At 68.9% G+C, this 1,086-nt stretch carries 1 protein-coding gene; it reads right to left on the reverse strand.

Annotated elements, in window-relative coordinates; translation table 11 throughout:
• The coding region (locus tag HCR68_RS13915) for an IS481 family transposase (RefSeq protein ID WP_167150458.1) at nucleotides 1-990 on the reverse strand (990 nt) is incomplete at its 3' end.
• Nucleotides 991-1,086 lie beyond the last annotated feature (96 nt).

A 1,086-nucleotide genomic window follows, 5' to 3' on the forward strand; every position in this document is an offset into this window, starting at 1 on the left:
CCCTGTGAGGTTGTGAACGCGGCTGGCGGGGGTTTGGCCGTTCAGGGCGGTGTGGGGTCGGTGGTGATTGTAGTGGTGGAGCCAGGTCTGGTAGGCGGCCTCGCGCTGGGTCTGGCTGGTGTAGGTGTGGGCGTAGGCCCATTCATGGGCCAGGGTGCGGTTAAAGCGTTCGACCTTGCCGTTGGTCTGGGGCCGGTAGGGGCGGGTGTAGCGGTGCTTGATGCCGGCTGCGGACAGGACCTGGTTAAAGGCCCGTGAGCGGTAGCAGGCCCCGTTATCGGTCATGACAGCCTGGACGGTGATGCCCAGGTCCTCGAAGAACGCGTTGGCGCGCTGAAAGAACCCGGCAGCGGTCTCCTTGCGCTCATCATCGAGGATCTCGGAGTAGACCAGGCGCGAGTAGTCGTCTATCGCGTGGTGGATGTACCGGTAGCCTCCGGCCGGGTCGCCCCGACGGCGGGTGCGGGTCTTGGCGCGGTTGGCGGCCAGGGCGGGCGCTGAGCCCCGTCCGTGAGCGCGCCAGCCCCCGCCGTCGGGGATGCGGCCGAGCTTCTTGATATCGAGATGGACCAGCTGCCCGGGACTGGTCTTCTCATAGCGCACCGGCGCCGGGCGGCGCACCACCAGCCCGGTGGCCTGATCCACCTCGGTCAGGCGGGGCATGTTGTAGCGGGCCAGGACGCGCCCCACGGTGGAGCGCGCCAGGCCCAGGTGGTAGGCGATGCGGTGGGGCCCCCACCGGCGGTTGAGCCTCAAGGCGATGATGCGTCGCTCAGTGCGCCTTGCCAGCCGCCCTGGGCTGTGGTGGGGGCGGGAGGAGCGGTCCTCCATGGGCTGGCCGGCCCGGTAGCGGCCCACCCACCGGCTGACGGTGGCCGGCGAGACCTGGAAGCGCTCGGCCGCCCGGCGCACGGGCCAGCCTTCCTCCACCACCAGACGAGCAAGACGACGACGCCCCTTGGGGGTCAGCGGTGCGTTAGCGTGGGTCATGAAGGCCTCCGGTCAGTGATGCGATGTGTCAACCCACATCCTGCCGGAGGCCTTCACACAACCTCAGCCCTGTTCACAACCTCCCGAGGAAGTACA

Source organism: Actinomyces sp. ZJ308 (assembly GCF_011752065.1).
GTDB lineage: Bacteria > Actinomycetota > Actinomycetes > Actinomycetales > Actinomycetaceae > Actinomyces.